This is a genomic window from Streptomyces ossamyceticus (assembly GCF_001418475.1).
GTDB classification, from domain to species: Bacteria; Actinomycetota; Actinomycetes; order Streptomycetales; family Streptomycetaceae; genus Streptomyces; species Streptomyces ossamyceticus.
Genome location: NZ_LIQX01000442.1, coordinates 4,087 through 4,706, shown reverse-complemented (window position 1 = coordinate 4,706; position 620 = coordinate 4,087). Strand labels below are relative to the sequence as shown.

The 620-nt window shown below is 76.3% G+C and carries 1 protein-coding gene; it reads left to right on the top strand.

What is annotated here, in order from left to right; all coding sequences use genetic code 11:
• Positions 1–151 precede the first annotated feature (151 nt).
• A complete protein-coding gene (locus tag AOK15_RS28820; RefSeq protein WP_157870400.1) occupies positions 152–601 on the top strand; it encodes a hypothetical protein in 450 nt (149 codons plus the stop codon).
• The last annotated feature ends 19 nt before the right edge of the window (positions 602–620 follow it).

The following is a 620-nucleotide window of genomic DNA, read 5'->3' as shown; positions in this document are numbered from 1 at the left end:
TCCGGCAGATCTAGGCCCCGGGCTTCCTCCTGCCCGACCGGCTCACCCCCACACGCACCCGCACCCGCATGCGCGTCCGCCGCTCGCTCCCGCGTGCCCTGAACAGAGGTCACGCACCGCCGAGCCGACGGACGCCCGGAGGACCCCCCAAGTGCCCCCACGCACCCGCATGCCCTCGTACGTCCGTCAGGCGCGCGCCGACTCGCCCTGGCCGAGGCTGCTCGCCGCCCTCGTCCGCGGCTGCCTGCTGATCACGATCGTCCTGTGCGCCTTCGTGCACGGTCCGGTCGACGAGCCCCACCGGACGCCGACGCAGCCCTCCACCGTCCTGACCGCGGTGCAGCCCTCCTCCGGCCACGAGACACCGCACGGGACCCACGACCACCACACGGCCGAGGTGTGCGTACCCGCCGGCGTCCTGCGCGCCCCCGCCCCGCAGTCGTCCGACCAGCCGCCCACGACCGACACGGCACCCCTGCTCACCGCTGCCGCGGCGCCCGCCCTGCGCCCGCCGTGGCGGGGACGCCGTCGCCCGCACCGGCGCCGACGCGCCCGTACCGGCAGGTCGGCTCTCGTCCACACCTCCAGGTGGCGCATCTAGACCTCTCGCCCGCAGCCGG